At 42.7% G+C, this 19095-nt stretch carries 14 protein-coding genes, 1 pseudogene and 1 riboswitch; of the genes and pseudogenes, 6 read left to right on the forward strand and 9 right to left on the reverse strand.

What is annotated here, in order from left to right; translation table 11 throughout:
* Positions 1-14: 14 nt before the first annotated feature.
* The 5 genes from ACWNM1_RS01710 to ACWNM1_RS01730 all read right to left on the reverse strand — a co-directional run bounded on the left by ACWNM1_RS01710 (position 15) and on the right by ACWNM1_RS01730 (position 6304).
* Positions 15-1379 carry an MATE family efflux transporter gene (locus ACWNM1_RS01710; RefSeq protein WP_449599352.1) on the reverse strand — a complete coding sequence of 455 codons (1365 nt, stop codon included), beginning with the start codon at positions 1377-1379 and terminating at the stop codon, positions 15-17.
* Between the two features lie 74 nt (positions 1380-1453).
* Entirely contained in the window at positions 1454-2113 is a 660-nt protein-coding gene (locus ACWNM1_RS01715; RefSeq protein ID WP_042193005.1) for a dihydrofolate reductase family protein, read from the reverse strand.
* Positions 2114-2134: 21 nt separating this feature from the next.
* On the reverse strand, positions 2135-3271 hold the full coding sequence (locus ACWNM1_RS01720; RefSeq protein WP_449599353.1) for a sugar ABC transporter substrate-binding protein: 1137 nt from the start codon (positions 3269-3271) through the stop codon (positions 2135-2137).
* 15 nt (positions 3272-3286) lie between these two features.
* Complete coding sequence (locus tag ACWNM1_RS01725) at positions 3287-5227, reverse strand: alpha-amylase (protein WP_449599355.1); 1941 nt, start codon at positions 5225-5227, stop codon at positions 3287-3289.
* Between the two features lie 36 nt (positions 5228-5263).
* Positions 5264-6304 (reverse strand): zinc-dependent alcohol dehydrogenase, encoded by a 1041-nt coding sequence (locus tag ACWNM1_RS01730; RefSeq protein ID WP_449599357.1) that lies wholly within the window; start codon positions 6302-6304, stop codon positions 5264-5266.
* A 261-nt stretch (positions 6305-6565) separates the two neighbouring features.
* Between ACWNM1_RS01730 and ACWNM1_RS01735 the strand changes: the two genes are divergently transcribed.
* Complete coding sequence (locus tag ACWNM1_RS01735; RefSeq protein ID WP_449599358.1) at positions 6566-7717, forward strand: metallophosphoesterase; 1152 nt, start codon at positions 6566-6568, stop codon at positions 7715-7717.
* A gap of 169 nt (positions 7718-7886) precedes the next feature.
* On the opposite strand, the gene ACWNM1_RS01740 is transcribed toward ACWNM1_RS01735, so the two are convergent.
* Positions 7887-8441, reverse strand: coding sequence for a TetR/AcrR family transcriptional regulator (locus ACWNM1_RS01740; protein ID WP_449599360.1), 555 nt, complete (start codon positions 8439-8441; stop codon positions 7887-7889).
* Positions 8442-8607: 166 nt separating this feature from the next.
* Between ACWNM1_RS01740 and ACWNM1_RS01745 the strand changes: the two genes are divergently transcribed.
* Positions 8608-10071 (forward strand): DHA2 family efflux MFS transporter permease subunit, encoded by a 1464-nt coding sequence (locus ACWNM1_RS01745; protein ID WP_449599362.1) that lies wholly within the window; start codon positions 8608-8610, stop codon positions 10069-10071.
* 168 nt (positions 10072-10239) lie between these two features.
* On the opposite strand, the gene ACWNM1_RS01750 is transcribed toward ACWNM1_RS01745, so the two are convergent.
* The gene (locus tag ACWNM1_RS01750) at positions 10240-11598 is read right to left on the reverse strand and encodes an amino acid permease (protein WP_234534771.1); all 1359 of its coding nucleotides are present in this window, start codon (positions 11596-11598) and stop codon (positions 10240-10242) included.
* Between the two features lie 133 nt (positions 11599-11731).
* A riboswitch (glycine riboswitch) is annotated at positions 11732-11812 on the reverse strand.
* Positions 11813-12009: 197 nt separating this feature from the next.
* Here ACWNM1_RS01750 and adhP point away from each other — a divergent pair.
* Positions 12010-13026, forward strand: a complete 1017-nt coding sequence (gene adhP / locus ACWNM1_RS01755; protein ID WP_234534774.1) for an alcohol dehydrogenase AdhP — start codon at positions 12010-12012, stop codon at positions 13024-13026.
* Positions 13027-13155: 129 nt separating this feature from the next.
* Here the strand turns inward: adhP and ACWNM1_RS01760 are convergent, their stop codons facing one another.
* Together ACWNM1_RS01760 and ACWNM1_RS01765 are read right to left on the reverse strand one after the other, a co-directional pair.
* Positions 13156-14550, reverse strand: a complete 1395-nt coding sequence (locus ACWNM1_RS01760; protein ID WP_449599364.1) for an SMI1/KNR4 family protein — start codon at positions 14548-14550, stop codon at positions 13156-13158.
* Positions 14551-14886: 336 nt separating this feature from the next.
* Positions 14887-15158, reverse strand: a pseudogene (locus ACWNM1_RS01765) (MFS transporter); the annotation flags it as partial.
* Positions 15159-15394: 236 nt separating this feature from the next.
* On the opposite strand from ACWNM1_RS01765, the gene ACWNM1_RS01770 reads away from it, so the two are divergent.
* From ACWNM1_RS01770 to ACWNM1_RS01780, 3 genes are read left to right on the forward strand one after another with little or no spacing between them, the layout of a single operon-like run.
* Positions 15395-16126 carry a GntR family transcriptional regulator gene (locus ACWNM1_RS01770; RefSeq protein ID WP_449599366.1) on the forward strand — a complete coding sequence of 244 codons (732 nt, stop codon included), beginning with the start codon at positions 15395-15397 and terminating at the stop codon, positions 16124-16126.
* Entirely contained in the window at positions 16119-17657 is a 1539-nt protein-coding gene (gene gntK / locus ACWNM1_RS01775) for a gluconokinase (protein WP_449599368.1), read from the forward strand. Before ACWNM1_RS01770 ends, gntK begins: the two co-directional genes overlap by 8 nt.
* A gap of 27 nt (positions 17658-17684) precedes the next feature.
* Positions 17685-19031 carry a GntP family permease gene (locus ACWNM1_RS01780; protein WP_449599369.1) on the forward strand — a complete coding sequence of 449 codons (1347 nt, stop codon included), beginning with the start codon at positions 17685-17687 and terminating at the stop codon, positions 19029-19031.
* Positions 19032-19095: the final 64 nt, after the last annotated feature.

A 19095-nucleotide genomic window follows, 5' to 3' on the forward strand; every position in this document is an offset into this window, starting at 1 on the left:
GATCCAATCAGCCCTTACATCGCTTTTTCAGCCAAATCGTTAACTAAATTCCTCATCCACTTCCGGGAGTAAATCCGGGCGTAACCGAAGCCAAAACGGACAACCTCCTCAAGTGATATGACGAGATATACAAGGTAGACTGGCTGCTTCCAGACGTATGACAGTAACAGTCCGGAGGGGACACCTATCAGCCATGTCGCGGTCGATTCCATGCTGAACACGAACTTGCTGTCTCCCCCACTGTTTAGAATGCCGCCTGCTATAATCATATTGGAAACTTTGGCCCAAAGAAATCCAGCGAATACGATAACGATATATATGCTCATCTGTTTAGCATCCTCGGAGATATTGAACGCGGAGACATAAAGCTTCGAGCCTGCCGCAATGATAACCCCGACAATTAGAGAGATGATAATGCCAAGACGAATGAACTTTTTCGCATGATCGAGTGCGATATCCGTTTCGTTCGCGCCCAAACGGTTGCCGACCAAAACCCCAGCTGCACTAGCCAGACCGGACAATAAGCCGATGCAAAGCCCTTGCAATGGGAAGGTAATGGTCATCGCCGTCATCTCCATCGTCCCCATGCGGCTATAGATGATCGCATATGCCGTTTCACCCAATACCCAGACCAATTCAGTCAGCAGCAGCGGATACGTCGTTCCAAAAAACTTGCGGATGAGCGGTTTAGGAATGATGAACAAGTTCTTTAACCCAACAGCGCCCGGTAAACGATATCGGTACACGGCACCAATGATCAACAAACATTCTATTACCCTGGAAATAAGGGTAGCAATAGCCGCACCCTTCAGACCAAGCGCTGGAGCGCCGAAGTTCCCGTAAATAAGTACGTAATTCAGTATAATATTCAACACAACAGTAATTAAGCTTACATACATCGGCCATTTGGCATGGCCCGTACTACGCAAAATCGCGGAATACATCATCGTGAGCATGACAGGTACAAAGCCGATCGACATGATCTGCAGAAAAATATACCCATCATCTATTACATTCGCATCTGTCGTGAACATGCTCAGAAAAAGCGGCGAATCGATGAAGACAGCCGCAGAAAATAAGAACGAGAACGCGAAGCCGACGATCAGTCCAAGGCCCAGCACCTGGGAGACGCTTTTGGAATCTTTGTTCCCCCAAAACTGGGCTGCATAAATAGATACTCCCGTCGATAAACCAGCCAAGACAACCGCGATGATCCCATATATTTTGGTGGACATCCCCACTGAGGCAATCGCCACATCTCCAAGCTGCCCGACCATCAACTGATCCGTCAAATTGAGCAATGCCATCAGTAAGCTTTGAAGCGTAACGGGTACAGCGATTTTATACACACTTTTGTAGAAGTTCTCTTTCTCTGACATGGATCATTCACAACCCCCATATTCTCGATTTTACCGCGTCCATAGCCATTCGCAGTCTATGACTTCGTGTGAGGTTATATCACTTTTTTGTAGCGCATGAGCGTATAATTATCTTTTGGCTGAATTTCTACAACTTTGAACTTTTTCGCAAAGCACAATTGCTGATATCCGTCTCCATCCACTAAAGTAATGTTCGTGGAACCGCCTATGATGATCGGAAGCTGCATCAGAATAATTTCATCAACGATGTCCTGATCGAAGATATGCCAGTTCAAAAAGCCGCCGCCCTCGACCATCAAGCTGGTAATCCCGAAGTTGTCTTCCAACTGACGTTCAAGCTCCACGAAATCGACTTTATCCTCACCGCAGATGAGGCACTCCTTCCCTCTTTCCCGGATCTGCTTGATTTTATATTCATCCCGTCCTTTCTCGGTTGTGACAATAATCGTCCTCCCCTCATCCGAGAGCACATTGCTGTCCAGCGGAATATCCAAGGTAGTTGTCGGAATGATACGGATTGGATTCTTATTCTCCTCATACCGATTAGTAAGAAAGGGATTATCCGTCAAAATTGTATTTTTGCCAACCATAATGCCTTGCACATTCCCCCGAAATAGATGAATGAATTCCATATCCTCACTGGAAAACAAAGAAAAAAGCTCCTTACTCGAATTACCTGCTCCCATAGTGAGCTTTCCGTCAATCGAAATTTGGCTGAATATCGTTGTTTTCATTTGTCTTCTCCCCGTCTCTTTTTAGCTTTTATATGCACCCCAGAATGCTTGGATGGTCTGTTCTATTTTTTTCAATGCTTGTTCAGGACCGCTTAAGGGCAGCTCGGTTAAACCCGCATTTAGCGCCTCCCATACATGAATCATGAAGGGGTACGTCGGCATCGGCCGTGCGTGATCCAACAGCGATAAAATCATCTTTTTGTTAGGCGCAGCAGAGGCAGCTAGACGGTTCAGCACCTCTTCCTGAGCTGGAATCCGCTGCACACCCAGCGTCCACATGGTTTGGCATTCATCACTCAGCATAAAATGCGTGAACGATAAGATATCTTCCCGCTCCTCCGACGTTAACGAATGATTGGGGTAAATCAGGCCGATAGAAGAAGACATGGATAGCGATTGCTGGCCTTCTATGACCGGAAGCTGGCAGACCGCAAGCCTGTTGTTCATCTGCTTGTCCAGATGGTTATAAATCCACTCTCCACAAATAATGGCGCCAATCTTACCGTCAATAAACTGTTCTAGAAGTCCTGTGGAACCGTCGAGACTGACGAGCACGCCTTGATCCATCTTGTCATGGATGAACTCAAGTGCTCGCTTCATTTCAGGGGTTACGATATCCGGCTTTCCATGCTGAACAGGCCAACCACCGAAAGCTGTAAGAAACGGAATAAACCAATAACCCTGCTGTAAATCTGCTCCAATCGGTATGATACCTTGAGCGGATAACCTCTCTGCCGCCTCTTCGAACACGTCCCATGTCGTCGGCGCACTGGCGTAAATCTCCGGATTGTAATACATAACCAGATGATTGCCCCTTAATACCGGGATACCATACTGAACACTATCCAGTTGCATCGTTGAAAGTGCCCCTTCAGTGAGTGCATCATCAAACAGCCAGCCCGGTACCTCAGAGTAAAGGCCATTCTCAACATAGGAGGACATATCGGCAGGAACCATCGCCAGATGCGGACCTTGATGGGTGTCCTTAATTTGGTTCAGGCGCGCAGTCAACTCCGTAATGTTCATCACTTGTGGCGTAATTTGTACGCCGAAGCGCTCTGTATACAGCTTGCAAATTCCCTCCAACACCTCAATCGAGGTATCTCCTGGACCGTCAAACTCATGCCATAACACGATTTCTTTGTTCTTCTTTTCCATCGCTGCCTCTCTCCCTTAACTAACTTGTCTATGATTGTTTACGAGCACTAAAGCCTGATTTGGTGCAAGCAGTAAGCTGTCTAACGTCTGACCTACGATGCTGCCCGTTAAGGAACTATCCAGTGTCACAGTCATTGGGTACCGCCCAGGTACCGCAGCCTTCAAATCAACTTGGCAGGAAGCATCAGCACTCAAGTTAAAGCAGCAGAGCAGCGTCTGTTCGCCATGCATATACCCGTACAGAACTGTACCTTCCGGGGATTGAGCCACGAAAAAGTTTTCTGGCTTCACTAGCTGGGACCAATCTTTCTTAAATTCACTTAACTCTGTCAGCAACGGCAGCATCGGTGCAGGATTAGTCCAATTAATTTGCATGACGTTAAAAAAAGCGCGGGAAATCTCCTCTCCGTTCGTATTGTCGCCAAGACCACAGTTGAGGGGCTGCTCCTCATTCATTTCATAGCCTGTGGTCACGTATGGAATTGCGTTCGGAAGAAATTGATTGAATACTGCAATCATTCGAGCAACCTCTACACCGCCACGGCTCGTGATCCGGGGAGTATCTGCCGTTTCTGCACAGGCAAATACATGAATATTCAACTCAGGCAGCTCCTCTAAGAATGAAACGAGATTCTCCTTAGTAATCTGCGTCATAACGTTCCATCCGCTGCCAAGCATAATGTTGTAGCCGGTGCTCGCCGCCTTCTTGTGATTGCGATTGAACAAATCTTCGCTGATTAAGATCGCATTCGGATTCAGCGCTTTAATGGTGTCAAAAATACGAGTCAACAACGGAATAGGAAGCACATGTCCGATGTCGATGCGGAAGCCGTCAATCCCGTACTGTTCGAGATTAAAGCGTACAGCGGCCTCCAGAACATCCCACAGCTCTTGATTTGGCTCTTCACCCGGGTAGTCATTGCATTTAATCGTGTCAAAAAGGACATATGGCGCCTGATCCGAACTTATAAGATGTCTCACTTGCGGAGAGAAATCCTTGTAGAGGCGCAAGAACGTAATGTCTGTCCAAATGGGCTGCACATCATTAATCCAGTCAGAATGCGCTGGAGCAGTCGTTATCCCCATCTCTTGCTCCACCAGAGTTAATAGCTCATCTCCAGTTTTAGCAGCCCTCTCTTTTAACTGCTGCCAAAGGATTGGATGAAGTTCATTGGGCGGCGGTGAGAACTTCCGCAGAAATGCTGCAGTTTCCTGGCTGTGGTAGACCGTCTCCAATTTGTCAGGCGTACACTCCTCAAAGAATCCAAGCTCAGGAATGGATGGCGGTGCAAAGCCTTCTAATTCCTGCATTTTGATCCAATACACCCATTCAGGATGTTCAGTAATGAACGCACTGTTTTTCGCCGTTACACGGGGAATGAAATCAACAACAGTCTTAATATCAAGTAAATGACAAGCTTCTACCAAAGCGCTGAGCTCATCGTGGATCGTAAACTCCTCCATACCATCCAGCAGGCTGTCGTGTAGGTTCTGATCCAAGTGGAATAACGATTGCACCGCGTAAGGTGACCCGATATCTCCCTTCAGATTCAACTTGCTGTACTGGTTCACTGGAAGCATATACAGAATATTGATGCCCATTTTTTTAAGTAGCGGCAGAAGAATAAGGAATCGTAAAAAAGTACCGGATTCAATTGTTCCATCATGGTTGTAATCCCAAGCCGTCGAATAACGAATTAAGGAAGAATAGATCGCGCTGTCGTCTAAATTCGTGCGTTCCTTGAGCATATACCTCCACGAAAGCTTGTCTAAATACTTCAAATGCTCTGTCATAAAATCATACGGATGTACACAAATTTCACCGTCTCTTTCGTAGAGAACACGCTCAAATTTGCACTCATTCCACACAGCAGGTATCCAAATTGGCGCTACGTCTTTATCTTTGTGTGTAGACAAGTAATCCTGAACTAGTCTAAATTTGCTTTCTTTGCTCATTAACAGATCCACCTCTCGTTGATTGCAGTTCTACGTTTAGGGAACAAAAACCGTCTTTACGGTGTCACTCCCAACCACCTTCAAAGAGTTCAATTCATAGCCGATCAATTCGTTTATTGCTGCCTCGTGCTGATTGAGCTTAACTTTTCTGGTCACCAGTTTCTCCAGTTCAGGTGTCTCAGCGGCAAACCGCAAAGCTTCCTCGAACATGTAGCGGTATTCGCCCGCTGCGATAATTTTGATGGCATGCTGTACGAATTTGGTAGGGGAAAAGGTGTACCGATACTTCGCATTAATACCAAAAGGCACGATGCGCCCTCCACGCTCAATCCATTCCTCCGCCACTTCGAGCTGAGTGCCCACCGTATCGATAATCACATCAAACTTATGTCCCTCGCAGATTTCATCTACGGTAGCTTGATTTAATTGGGATGGTGTTAGAGCAAAATCCGAGATTTCTCTAGCAAAATCGAGCCGATAGGGATTAATTTCCGTCGCTACCGTGAGCGCAGCTTTTGATTTACTCACCATTTGACTTAACAGTCCCATTGGACCCGATCCAAGAATGAGCACCCTATCGTCAGCCGTGACATTAGCTTCTTTGAAATTGTGCAGCACACAGGCAAGCGGCTCGATTAATACCCCCGTCTCCCAGCTCATATGATCAGGTAAAAGGTGTGCAAACGTTTGTACAGTTGAGAAAAAAAAAGTGAATGTCCCATTTCGATTCAAACCAGCAATAGGCATCCCATTTCCATCGGAGCCTATACATAAGTGCGGCTGTTCTTTCAAGCAAAAATAACATTCATTGCAGCTTTGATTCGGATCGATAACTACACGGTCCCCCACCTTAACACGGTCAACATTACTGCCAATTTGAATTACGGTCCCCACAGCCTCATGACCGCGAATGATTCCTGTAACTCCTTCCTCTTTACCGGTTATGACCGCTAGATCTGTTCCACAAATGCCTGTCATCTCAATCCGAATCTTAACTTCATCCGGGGTTACGATCTGTGGCTCTTCCCATTCGCAGAGCTCTAGCTTATCATTGGATGTCCACACCAGCGCTTCCATACGCATTCTTCCTTTCACTTTTCCTATTATCCATTTTCCACCAGAATATATCATACCTCCCATGTAAAAGTAAGGTGAATATTGTCGTAAAATGTTATTGTTTACATTTTTATAAATATTTCATTTGAGTAAACGCTTTAAACAATAGAAACGATCCTCTCTTCCCACATAAAAAAATATGTTACTCTTACCGAGTACGTGAACATATTGATTCTGAACTATTGCTCTCTGTAATCTAAAAAAAATAGGACGGTGCATCATATGGTATTTGCATTTCTGTTTATATTCGCTATGTACGCGGCAAGTAACTATTACATCGCGAGAAAAATTTTTAAATGGTTACAAAATGTATTTCCAAATATTAATGGGATTATATACGGAGTTATCTACAGCTTGTGTGCGGTAACAATCATTATTAATTTACTATTGTCCTCTTCGGCTATGACGACCGATTCAGGTATTGTTAATTTTATTGGTCAATTCGGGGACTATTGGATGGGGATCTACTTCTATTTGTTCTTGCTGTTACTCCTTTCCGATGTAATCTTACTTATTAGTAAATGGATCAAAATCACCCCCTCCCCTGCGCCAAAACGTGTTATTTTCCATACAAGATCGGTAGTATTTATTCTAGTCATAGGATTGGTGTCCTATGGGATTTATAACGCCAATCAGATAAAAGAAGTTACTTATCCGATCCAAATACATAAAAGCACGTCATTAGATCATTTAAATATTGTGCTGATCAGTGACTTACATTTAGGCTACGTAAATGATGTAAAGTTTATTGAAGACGTTGTTGATCGTATTAATAACATGCAGCCGGATATTGTGTTGATGTCAGGAGATATATTCAATGGTAACTACCATGCGCTCTCTAATCCTTCCAAAGGAATAGAGTTATTAAATACTATTCAGTCCACCTATGGGGTTTATGCTTGTTTAGGTAACCATGATGCAGGACGATCATACGATGAGATTGTGAACTTTATAGATAAGAGTAACATTAAACTTCTAAATGATGAGCATGTCGTTATTGATAATCAATTCGTTGTAGTTGGCAGGAGAGATTCATCTCCTATTGGTGATCAAGGAAACGCTAGAGCTGTTACTTCAGAAGTGATGAGTAACATTGATACAACTATGCCCGTTATCGTAATGGATCATCAACCATCGAATATGATTGAATACGGAGATGACGTCGATTTGATACTTAGCGGACATACGCATCAAGGACAAGTATTCCCTGCAAATCTAATCACCAATGCTATGTTCACAGTAGATTACGGACACTATCAGAAGAATTTAGACAGTCCTCACGTCATCGTTACATCTGGTGTAGGGACTTGGGGGCCGCCATTACGCATTGGTACGAACAGTGAGATAGCCCAGATCAAGGTTGATTTTAAATAATATGATTTGAAAAAAGCGGACAGCCTTTGGACGAGAAGTAACGTCCTAGACTGCCGCTTTTTATAGTTTTACCTAAGGCTGGTGCAGGGATTATCTGTTATCTTGAAATTTGTATCTCTATATCATACAACGGTTTTTACCCATGTCCTCCTATAGCGCAGTCTAACACTTATAAATACCTTCTTTTATACATCAAGGTGATTTGCCCCGCTATGTATTCTGCGCTATATTGGCTGCCATCCTTAATCCACCACATAATAATTCCTAATAGTGATGATGCAATAATATCAAGGGAAACTACCTCTTTAGTGGAATCTATATTTCTCACGTTTCTTCGTTTTTCGATCGTATTTTTTAATAGGTTGGTTAATTGGTTTTTGAAGCCTTTGTGCTCTACCAATACAGCAAAGATCTGCCGGTATTCATAAAAATAACTTAAAAATGTGACCAACTGCTCCTGTTCGATACTGCTCTTCACTTGTAATAACGGTTCAACCTTCATGGACAGGTCATCAAAGATTTCATGTACGATCTGGCGCAATAAATCGTTAATATCCTCATAATGCAAATAAAACGTTGCACGATTGAGCTCAGCACGGTTGGCGATTTTTTGGACAGTCAATTGAGGAATCTCCACATTCTCGGCCAATAATGAAAAAACAGCATTTTTCAGCATCTTTTTTGAGCGAATGGCTCGTGGATCAACTCTTTTATGTTCGGACATTTCATCCCTCTATTATCGTTTATATAGTATTTCATCAACTAATTTACCCATTCTGTCGATTAGTCGACACTTTCAATGAAATTGCAAATAGGAATACTGTTTAAATGCTGATATGATTTATTTTATCGACACTATGTCGAAAAAGCAATGAAGAGAGGCCTGCACCATGCAAGAAGATATTAAGAAAATAAATAAAGGAATCCTACTAACCATTCTAATTTTTGGTTGTTTCTTATCTACACTCAATCAGACGCTTTTAAATGTCGCCTTAAGTAGTCTGATGGATGTATTTGATGTCACGGCAACAACTGTACAATGGATTTCAACAGGTTTTATGCTGGTCAACGGGATATTGATTCCGATTACAGCCTATTTAATGAAACGGTTTACAACACGTCAATTATTTATAAGTGCCATGTCATTTTTATTAATTGGCTCAATCATTTGTGCAGCAGCGCCGAGCTTTAGTCTACTCTTAGTCGGACGGATGATCCAAGCTGCAGGTGCCGGTATTATAATGCCGCTCATGATGAGCGTTGTGCTCGCTATTTTCCCTGTTGAAAAACGCGGCAGTGCTATGGGACTGCTTGGACTGGCGATGATATTTGCTCCTGCTATTGGCCCGACGCTTGCGGGATTTATTGTTGAATATCACTCTTGGCGCTGGTTATTTATCGGCCTCATTCCACTCGTCATCCTTGTTATAGCGTTGGCATTCAAGTATTTAGTGAATGTATCCGAGACGTCTAAGTCTAAGCTTGATGTAGTAAGTGTTCTTTTATCAACCGTTGGATTTGGCTTAATTTTATACGGCTTCAGTAGTGCAGGCAGTAAAGGCTGGGACGATGGAATAGTAATTCTGACCTTAGGGATCGGGATCGCTGTTACGGCCGTATTCTGTCTTCGACAAATCAAGTCTGATGATCCACTGCTGAACCTGTCTGTCTTCAAAAATAAAGTTTTTACGATGACTTCTCTTATTAACGTATTAATCACGATGATGATGTACGCAGATATGATTTTATTGCCTATTTATCTGCAGAATGGCCGTGGTTTTACAGCATTTGATGCAGGACTACTATTGCTGCCAGGGGCGCTCGTAAATGCGTTCATGTCACCCGTCACCGGTAAATTATACGACCGTTTTGGTGCTAAACCACTGTTCATTATTGGTTTACTGTTTATTATTCCATCTATGTGGGCGGTAACTGATCTATCTGAATCTACAACGTATACGTATCTAATGATTCGTACCATTGGCCTGCGAATTGGACTAAGCTTCATCACTATGCCACTCAATACGGCTGGACTAAATGCACTGCCCAAACAACTCGGCACGCATGGTACAGCTGTGAACAATACCGTTCGCCAAATTGCCGGAGCCATCGGTACTGCTGTCGTAATTACGATTTATACAGTACAGGCAACAAATCATGCGGCCACAGTGATGCAGAGCAATCCCTCTACTACTCCTGAGATCCTTAAATCCCTTGCATCCATTCTTGGGGCAAGTGATGCTTATTACTTTATGATGATTTTATCCGTTGCGGCGTTGGTTATAACATTATTTATGCCAATGAAAAGCAGGATTAAGATTGAAACGAAAGTAGATCTAGTTAGAGAGGAATAACCTCATAAAGTGGAACGTCAAAAGGACAGCGGTCAGCTGTCCTTTTACATTATCCTTTTTACGTTACCCTCTTAGCGATTCCCAGCTCACTGGCTACTCTTCTTTTAATTTTTCTTTCAGTATGCTGGAGATGATTCCCCCCTAACCATTAAAATATGTTAGCCTAACTCAAGCTTGATTACTTTTCCCCTTTTTGCTTCTAATCGAATACAAGATGACTAATAAAATAAACCATAACGGAGTACACAATAAAGCCGGGCGTGTCTCTCCAGCGAACAGCATGATGATCAGTATCCCAGCGAACAAGGTTAAGACAATATAATTAATAGCCGGTGTGAACGGTGCTTTGAATTTAGATTTCGCCTGTAAGTCTGGCCGGGTTTTCTTATACTTAATATGGCAGATAAGAACAATGCCCCACACCCATATAAAACAAATGGCGCTAATCGTTGTCACGATTCCAAAAGCCTGCTCCGGAATAAGTTTACTCAAAAGAGCACCAACAGATATAACAATTGTAGAAATGAATAACGAGTTACCTGGTACATGGTTTTTATTCAGTTTGCCCAAACGAGGTGACGCCTGGTTATTTCTACTCAAATTATAGAGAATTCGGCTTGTCGAGAACATTCCACTGTTACAAGCGGAAGCGGCTGAAGTTAATACGACAAAATTAATAATCCCTGCGGCTATTGGAATCCCTACTAGAGTAAAGGTTTTTACAAAAGGACTCTCTGCCGGACTAAGCTCCGTCCAAGGGTTAATGCATAGCAGGACGAAAAGCGCGCCGACATAGAAAAATAGAATCCGTAAAGGAATTTTATTAATTGCCGACGGGATATTTTTTTCCGGATCGGCTGTTTCCGCTGCCGACACACCCACCAACTCCACACCGACATAAGCAAATACAACCATTTGAAAAGAAAATAAGAAGCCTGATATGCCGTTTGGAAAAAAGCCCCCATGCTCCCATAGATTCCGTATCGTCACCGATCCTGCATCCGTCTTAAACCCAATGATCAGCAAAATGACTCCAAGACCAATCAAGGCAAGAATCGTAATTACCTTAATTAAAGCAAACCAAAATTCGAGTTCCCCAAAGCTCTTTACAGTTAATAAATTAAGTCCTAATAACACGACTAGACAGGCGATGGCAGGGACCCACTGCGGGATATCAAACCAATATTGTACATATACGCCAACAGCGATGACATCAGCCATAGCCGTCATGATCCAGCAAAACCAATAGGTCCAACCAGTAATGAATGCGACTCGTGATCCAAGGTAGTCTTCAGCAATATCCGTAAACGATTGATAGCCCGCTTTAGATAATAGGAGCTCTCCCAGTGCTCTCATCACAAAAAACACAGCAATACCCACGATTAAATACGTGATCATGATGGATGGGCCTGCCTTCTCTATCGCCTTGCCTGATCCCAAGAATAATCCTGTACCGATGGTGCCGCCAATAGCAATAAGTTGAACATGCCGATTAGCTAGCTCTCTCTTTAATTCTGGTTGTGCCATACCTAGTTCCCCCTTGTGAGTACAATAAATTGGAATAAAAAAAGAGAGATTGGATGTCATCCAATCTCCCAGATCGTAAGAATATCAAATAATATTTGCCTACTGATGTCGATCAGCATGACAAATATATATTCAGTACTCTTCTGTCCTTTTGCCTGAGATTGTGAACCCTTCGGCGCCGCGGAATTTCCGCGGTCTCTCCAGAAGCTGCTCCAGCTAAAGTGTAATCCTTAGCCATCATAGCTCGTGAATTATGAAGTTGATAAAGCGGTAACGCAGTAAAGCTGTTCTGATATTCTAACATATTACTTGTGATGTGAGTGTTAATCAGTGATAAAAGTCTCAAGAATTTAAAGTTAGCCTCATGAACATACTACTTTTTGAAAAGCAAAAAACTAAAGGAGTATGCTGATGAAAGCCGCTGTAGTAAAGAAATTCAAAGAAAAGTTAGAGCTACAAGACGTACCTAAACCAAAACCCGGACACAAAGAAATCCTTGTCCATATTCAGGCGTGCGGAGTGTGTCATACTGATTTGCATGCTGCTCATGGCGATTGGCCCGTCAAACCGAAACTCCCTCTTATTCCCGGACATGAAGGCGTTGGGGTTATTGAAGAAATGGGTGAAGGAGTTACACACTTAAAAGTAGGTGACCGAGTAGGAATTCCATGGCTGTACTCAGCCTGCGGTCATTGTGAGTATTGTCTTACAGGAAGAGAGACTCTTTGTCTCGATCAGCAAAATTCTGGATATTCCGTAGATGGCGGATATGCAGAATATTGTGTGGCAGCTGCCGATTATGTAGTGAAGGTTCCTGATAATTTAAGCTTCATCGAAGCGGCACCTTTATTTTGCGCTGGCGTTACGACCTATAAAGCTTTGAAAGTATCGGGTGTAAAACCAGGTGAGTGGGTAGCCATTTTCGGCATCGGAGGATTGGGTCATCTTGGCGTACAATATGCAAAAGTGATGGGAATGAACGTAGTGGCCATCGACACGTCGGATGAAAAGATGGAGCTTGCCAAACAGCTTGGTGCAGACAAAACCGTAAACGCATTAAAAGAAGATGCCGCAGACTGGATTCAAAAAGAAATCGGTGGAGTGCATGGTGTCGTTTGTACGGCGGTTGCGAAAAAAGCATTCGATCAAGCCTACCGGGCCATTCGCCGCGGCGGTACCTGCGTCATGGTTGGGCTGCCTCCTGAATCCATGGATGTTCCGATCTTTGATACGGTATTAAACGGTACAAAGGTAGTCGGATCAATTGTCGGCACTCGCAAAGATTTGCAAGAAACATTACAATTCGCTGCAGAAGGAAAAATAAAAACCATTATTGAGACACGTAAACTAGAAGATATTAATGAGATCTACGATCTTATGTTAGAAGGCAAAATCAATGGTCGAATCGTCCTTGATATGACGAAATGACCCGAAAGAAAACACGCCCGAAAAGTGCTGCTTTTCGGGCTTTTTTATGACTAAAAATCCCCCTACTAGCAATACTTTTCTGCGCAATGTTTCTGTTGTGATCAATCAAGCTCTGCGCGGGAGACCGGTTTAGGTCACGTCCTCTTCTTCGGCTCCCACTTCCAGCCGTTCAATAACCTCTAAGCGGGCTTGATCCGTGAAGCGAAGCACTCCGTTCTCCTGAACGATCAGCCCTTCCCGAATCCGCCCATCCAGCCAGTCACTGATCCAGCCGGGCGCATACCCGCCTTGACCGAACTCGCCGCCAAAAGCGATTATCTTCTCATACACATCCAGATATTGTTGATGGCTCGTATTCGGATAAGAGCTTGTGTACAGCCAGAACTGCACATCGTACATCAGAGTAGAGAGCTCATCTGCATGAAAGGAAAAGTGTCCCTTCTCTTCAACGATTCGAGTACAGACATTACGAATCTTCTGCTCAAGCTGATCAACCTCGGACACACGATTACACAGCTCCGCGAGCAAAGGTGAGAACTTGCCTACGGCTACTTTTCGCAGATCCTTTTCTTTATCTTCTTGAGAAGTATCGTATTCCTCCTCACTCACCAGCCCGCGGATAAATGTCTCGAAGTCTTCAGCCAGGAACGTAATCTCATAATTGTCTTCCTGATCGACATGAATCACCTCGGGTTCGCCGTCCCTCCCGCAGTTCCGGTAATCCAGCATTACGACATCATGACCTGCCGAAGGGCAGTCACAAATTACCACGCCGATGTCAGGATACCCCCACTCCTCAATCATGAATGTGCTGCCAAGATCTCCGCAGAGCGAATAACTTTTCTCGCGCCCAATGCCCATAACGCCTGTAATCGCAATATGATCCTCAGCCCATGAGGTCGCGTCCTCCGTCGGGTAACAAGTATTGTAAGGAACTCCCCCATTATGCTCCTTCATCAGACGGATATAGGATGCAGGAAGCTTGTAACCCAGCTCTTCTTCTACAGAAGCAATCAGCTCATCCGCAGGCGGATCAGAGACATATTGTCTTAGTGCATAATCGCTATCGTCCCAAAAGTAGGAGAAATCCATCCCTTCAAAAGGAGTTGCTTCCGTCCTCGGATCATTATGCGAATCTTTAATTACCCGTCTGGCCGCGGCGTGGTGGTCTTTGCGTAGCTTGCGCTGGCTGAGGTTCAGTAACATGGCCGTATTCTCGTCGTCAGGATCGAGGTCATGGGCGATACCCAGCACTCTCACTGCTTCCTCATACCGATTCAGATAATAGTAGGAATACCCTACACGAAAATGCCACAACGGGTCATCCTGCCCCTGTTGTGCAATCATCGCAAACTGTTCAAGCGCCTCTTCATAACGTCCCAGATTGTTATACGCTCTTGCCAGACTGCTGGTCACCTCGTAATCTCTGTCCTCTGGTGAAATCTCCATCAGGGTATCAACTATCTTCTGATGTTCATCATCTTCATGCCACTGTGCCAGCTGTGCAATTAGCTCTTTATTCATGTCTACCTCCCCAAACCTATAATCAATTTACTAGAATATAGAAATATAGTTTTCCCTATTCTACCAGATGGGAAGTAGGTTTTGAAATTGGCGTCACTTATGATAAAGCTTACCGCGCGGTGGCAAGCGGTAAGTTTATGTATCACTTCTTCAACCAGGAAACTATTTTTAAATACAACAATTACCTGATCGATTACTGAAACACCGAAAAGGAGAATGTTTCATATGGATTATGGTAACCTTATCAACGAAATCAAACCTCATATCATATAAATATTAAGCATACCAAACTCCATATTCTTGAATATTTGAAATAAAATCTATATCCGGCAGTTTCTATTGACTATTCATCTTCGTGAACAGCAGAAGGGCCAGCAGTAAAGCTATACTTACAACCCCTAGTCCTAACCAATTCAAGTGAAGGATGGAGGAGTGGCTAATCACAAGGCCACCTAAACCAGAGCCAAGCGCAAATCCAAACTGAATAAAAGAGGTGTTCACACTTAAGGCAATATCAGGTGAATGGGCACTAAGGTGACAAGATTTAATTGTTGAGCCGGCGAAATGCTCCAGGTCGCCATCATCCAGATCATTAAGACACCGATTAACGCCCGCGATTGATGCCTTTTTAAATTTAACCAGAGAGGCGTTCTCGAACCACCTGAACAATATCCCATAGGCCTTTGGGGTCAGTCCGATCTGACATTTTTAAAAAATTGCAGACAGGAATACTATTTGAATCCTGTGCATGACAAACCCCAATTCATGAAATCGCTTGCAAAATTAAATATTTAGAATATAATACTTGTATACAAGTATACCAGATTAATTAAGAGGTGAATTTATGACCGAATCAAATGGATTTCTATATCCCTCCAAATGGCTTTCAAAAGCCTCTGCTGGTGATCGTGTATCCTCCGAGCTTAGAATGCGTATTATTTCCGGCGAGATTGAAAGCGGCACCATATTATCGGAAAATAAATTAGCTGCGGATTTTGCTGTAAGTCGATCACCAATCCGTGAAGCGTTAAAAATACTGGCATCCGAAAATATCATCCGTTTAGAAAGAATGGGTGCCGTTGTTATTGGTTTATCAGAAAAAGAAATAGAAGAGATTTATGATGTCCGTCTACTCATAGAATCGTTTGTATTTGAACGGATTGTAAAGATAGACACTAATGAATTAATAAAGGAACTTAGTAAAATACTAGAAATGATGAAGGTCGCAATCAAATATAGTGATGCTGATGAATTTTCATATCAAGATGTCTTGTTCCATGAAACGATTATTCGAGCAGTTAATCATTCATACATCCTGATGATCTGGAATAATTTAAAACCCGTTATGGAAAGCTTCATTCTTTTGTCGATGCGTAAGCGTTTCAAAGAAAAATATGAAGACTTTACACGGATTATAAAAAATCATGGGCTTTATATTGAAGCGATCCAAACAAAAGATAGAGACCTCATGAGTAAGTCCTTACATGACAATTTTGATGATGTTCAAGGAAAAGTAGAAGACCTATGGATATCGCAACAAATGCTCTCGAAAGGAGTAGTGCAGCAAAATGACTAACTATATGTTAGGTATAGATATCGGAACCACAAGTACGAAAGCAGTTTTATTTAGTGAAAAAGGCGAAGTCATCCAACAAGAAAATATGGGTTATCCGCTTTATACACCGGATATGTCGACAGCTGAACAAGACCCCGAAGAGATTTTTCAGGCAGTCCTACAAGCCATTTCGAATATAATGAAACATCATTCACACAAAAAGCTATCGTTTGTTTCATTTAGCAGTGCCATGCATAGTGTCATTGCTATGGATGAAAATGACCAGCCGCTGACGCCTTGTATTACTTGGGCAGATAACCGAAGTGAAGCATGGGCACATAAAATAAAAGATGAGTTGAATGGCCATGAAGTCTATAAACGCACGGGAACACCGATTCACCCCATGTCACCATTAACTAAAATAGCTTGGATTGTGAATGACCTTCCCGAAATCGCTTCCAAGGTTAAAATATATATAGGAATTAAAGAATATATTTTCAAAAAGTTCTTTAATCACTATGTTGTTGATCATTCTCTGGCTTCAGCCATGGGCATGATGAATCTCAAAACACTAGATTGGGATGAAGAAGCATTACAAATTGCTGGTATAACACCTGCTCAATTATCTGAACTCGTTCCAACTACCAAGATATTTACCAACTGTGATTCAGATTTAGCAAAACAGATGGGTATCGGTCCACAAACAGCATTTGTCATTGGTGCCAGCGACGGAGTCCTTTCTAATCTAGGTGTAAATGCGATAAAAAAAGGCGAAATTGCCGTCACAATTGGGACAAGCGGTGCCATTCGAACCATTATTGACAAGCCGCAAACAGACGAAAAGGGAAGAATATTCTGTTATGCCTTAACGGAAAAGCACTGGGTCATTGGCGGGCCCGTAAACAATGGCGGGATGGTCCTTCGCTGGATCCGTGATGAACTTGCGTCATCAGAAGTAGAAACAGCAAAAAGACTAGGAATTGATCCATATGATGTATTAACTAAGATTGCTGAACGTGTAAAACCAGGAGCAGATGGATTGTTATTCCATCCATACCTCGCTGGTGAACGTGCGCCTTTATGGAATCCAGACGTACGTGGCTCATTCTTCGGTTTAACGATGTCACATAAGAAGGAACATATGATTCGCGCAGCCCTAGAAGGAGTCATTTACAATTTATACACCGTATTCTTAGCATTAACCGAATGCATGGACGGTCCTGTGACCCGAATTCAAGCTACCGGGGGCTTCGCAAGATCAGAGGTTTGGCGGCAAATGATGTCAGACATATTCGACTCTGAAGTAACCGTTCCAGAAAGCTACGAAAGTTCTTGTCTAGGTGCTTGTATTTTAGGCTTATATGCCACCGGAAAGATCGAATCATTTGAAGTCGTTTCTGAAATGGTTGGCAGTACCTACAAACACACACCAAACGAAGAAGCAACGAAAGAATATAGGAAATTACTGCCGATCTTCATTAACATATCTAGAGTATTAGAAGATGATTATACACGGATTGCCAATTATCAAAGAAGCTTAATCAAACACTAACAAGATAAACAGCAGGGGGAAATTACAATGCCATTAGTTATTGTAGCAATTGGAATTTTAGCATTATTAGGTTTAATAATGGGTTTGAAATTAAACACCTTTATTTCATTAATCATTGTATCGTTCGGTGTCGCTTTAGCACTTGGAATGCCCTTGAATGAAATTGTCAAAACCATTGAAGCCGGATTAGGCGGAACACTTGGCCACTTAGCGTTAATCTTTGGTCTTGGAGCGATGTTAGGCAAGTTGATCGCTGATTCAGGTGGCGCTCAAAGAATTGCCATGACTCTCGTTCATAAATTTGGTGAAAAAAATATTCAATGGGCGGTCGTAGCTGCTTCATTCATTATCGGTGTGGCGTTATTTTTCGAAGTAGGATTAGTATTATTAATTCCAATTGTATTCGCCATCTCAAGACAATTGAAGGTTTCTATTCTTTATCTCGGTATTCCGATGGCTGCAGCCTTATCCGTAACACACGGGTTCTTACCTCCTCACCCAGGACCTACAGTTATTGCAGGTGAATATGGCGCGGACATTGGTGAGGTTTTACTTTACGGTTTCATTATTGCAATTCCAACAGTTATTTTGGCTGGACCTATATTTACTAAGCTTGCCAAAAAACTCGTACCTGCATCATTTACGAAAACGGGTAATATTGCCTCTTTAGGTGAACAAAAAGAATTTAAATTAGAAGATACACCTGGATTTGGTATCAGTGTATTTACTGCAATGCTTCCTGTTATTTTAATGTCTATTGCAACGATTATTACTTTACTTCAAAAAACAATCGGATTTGAAGATAATAGTTTTCTAGCCGCTATCCGTTTTATTGGTGATGCATCAACTTCCATGTTAATTTCCTTACTGGTTGCTGTCTATACCATGGGATTAGCAAGAAAAATTCCAATCAAAACTGTAATGCAATCTTGTACAACTGCTATTACTCATATTGGGATGATGCTCTTAATCATTGGGGGCGGCGGAGCCTTCAAACAAGTATTAATTAATGGAGGCGTGGGTGACTATGTAGCCGAACTATTCCAAGGAACTTCATTATCACCCATCTTGCTTGCCTGGATCATCGCTGCAATCCTACGTATTTCCTTAGGTTCTGCTACTGTTGCATCTTTAACAACGGCTGGTTTAGTTATTCCGATGTTAGGACAATCTGACGTTAATCTTGCTTTAGTCGTACTTGCAACGGGAGCGGGTAGTTTAATAGCTTCCCATGTTAACGATGCTGGTTTCTGGATGTTTAAAGAGTATTTTGGTCTAAGCATGAAAGAAACATTTGCAACATGGACATTGCTTGAGACAATCGTTTCTGTAGCTGGATTAGGATTTATTCTATTACTAAGTTTATTCCTATAACAACAATATTTGTAGGCAGTCCCCCCACTTATTCTCTTAGAATCTCCTGAGTCAATAAGTGAGG

Source organism: Paenibacillus sp. Marseille-Q9583 (genome assembly GCF_976954365.1).

Bases quoted from the DNA above. Each gene is read 5' to 3' on its own strand.
- ACWNM1_RS01740 (WP_449599360.1), bottom strand. From the start codon at position 8,441: ATGTCCGAACATAAAAGAGTTGATCCACGAGCCATTCGCTCAAAAAAG.
- ACWNM1_RS01710 (WP_449599352.1), bottom strand. From the start codon at position 1,379: ATGTCAGAGAAAGAGAACTTCTACAAAAGTGTGTATAAAATCGCTGTA.
- ACWNM1_RS01760 (WP_449599364.1), bottom strand. From the start codon at position 14,550: ATGAATAAAGAGCTAATTGCACAGCTGGCACAGTGGCATGAAGATGAT.
- ACWNM1_RS01780 (WP_449599369.1), top strand. From the start codon at position 17,685: ATGCCATTAGTTATTGTAGCAATTGGAATTTTAGCATTATTAGGTTTA.
- ACWNM1_RS01715 (WP_042193005.1), bottom strand. From the start codon at position 2,113: ATGAAAACAACGATATTCAGCCAAATTTCGATTGACGGAAAGCTCACT.
- ACWNM1_RS01735 (WP_449599358.1), top strand. From the start codon at position 6,566: ATGGTATTTGCATTTCTGTTTATATTCGCTATGTACGCGGCAAGTAAC.
- adhP (WP_234534774.1), top strand. From the start codon at position 12,010: ATGAAAGCCGCTGTAGTAAAGAAATTCAAAGAAAAGTTAGAGCTACAA.
- ACWNM1_RS01730 (WP_449599357.1), bottom strand. From the start codon at position 6,304: ATGGAAGCGCTGGTGTGGACATCCAATGATAAGCTAGAGCTCTGCGAA.
- ACWNM1_RS01745 (WP_449599362.1), top strand. From the start codon at position 8,608: ATGCAAGAAGATATTAAGAAAATAAATAAAGGAATCCTACTAACCATT.
- ACWNM1_RS01725 (WP_449599355.1), bottom strand. From the start codon at position 5,227: ATGAGCAAAGAAAGCAAATTTAGACTAGTTCAGGATTACTTGTCTACA.
- ACWNM1_RS01750 (WP_234534771.1), bottom strand. From the start codon at position 11,598: ATGGCACAACCAGAATTAAAGAGAGAGCTAGCTAATCGGCATGTTCAA.
- ACWNM1_RS01720 (WP_449599353.1), bottom strand. From the start codon at position 3,271: ATGGAAAAGAAGAACAAAGAAATCGTGTTATGGCATGAGTTTGACGGT.
- ACWNM1_RS01770 (WP_449599366.1), top strand. From the start codon at position 15,395: ATGACCGAATCAAATGGATTTCTATATCCCTCCAAATGGCTTTCAAAA.
- gntK (WP_449599368.1), top strand. From the start codon at position 16,119: ATGACTAACTATATGTTAGGTATAGATATCGGAACCACAAGTACGAAA.